The sequence below is a fragment of the Phytoactinopolyspora endophytica genome (assembly GCF_004138495.1).
GTDB lineage: Bacteria > Actinomycetota > Actinomycetes > Jiangellales > Jiangellaceae > Phytoactinopolyspora > Phytoactinopolyspora endophytica.
Genome location: NZ_RZHA01001805.1, coordinates 1 through 642, shown reverse-complemented (window position 1 = coordinate 642; position 642 = coordinate 1). Strand labels below are relative to the sequence as shown.

Annotated in this window: 1 protein-coding gene; it reads right to left on the bottom strand. The window is 60.4% G+C overall.

Translation table 11 applies throughout. The features are described from left to right. Positions 1–3: 3 nt before the first annotated feature. On the bottom strand, positions 4–642 hold a 639-nt coding region (locus ELR45_RS34255), incomplete at its 5' end, for a DUF3502 domain-containing protein (protein WP_129670265.1).

Here is a 642-nt window from a genome sequence, read left to right as displayed (position 1 = left end):
GCGTCAGGCGTTGCCGGACAGGTGTTCGTCGGCTTGTTTCTCCATTTCGGCTTGGAGTTTCTCCAGGCCGGCGTTGTCGGCGGCTTTCTTGAGTTTGTCGAGTTGTTCGTCGACGTCGACGACGCCGTAGTAGAGGGGGTTGGCGAACTCGGTGATCACCGATTCCATCGCGGAGATCTCTTGTTCCACGGGTGTGGTGTCGGGGATGAACGAGGCGAACGGGTCGATGGTGAAGTTGTCGAAGTCTTGGGCCCAGGCGAAGACTCGCTCTTCGGACTCGGTCATGTACGACGCTTTGCGTTGCAGGCTGGCTCGCCAGCACAGGGCGTAGCCGGGGAAGGCGTAGTCGCTGAGTGCTTCGAATCTGTCGTCGCCGACCGGTTCCCAGTCGGTGCCTTCGATGCCGTACTCGATGAGGTCGTGGTTCTCTTTGATCGAGACCCAGTCCTGCAGCATCAAGGCGTTGTCGATGTTGCCGCCGTTGGCGTTGACGACGACGAGGTTGTCGGCTTGGAAGGTCTGGTTGGGTTTGGCGTCGAAACCGTTGGTGTACGGAAGGACGTTGGCCAGCATCGCTGTTTGAACGGCCTCGGTCAGTGCTGGAAGGTCGTTGCTGGTGGCGCCGTCGGTCATGGCCCAGGC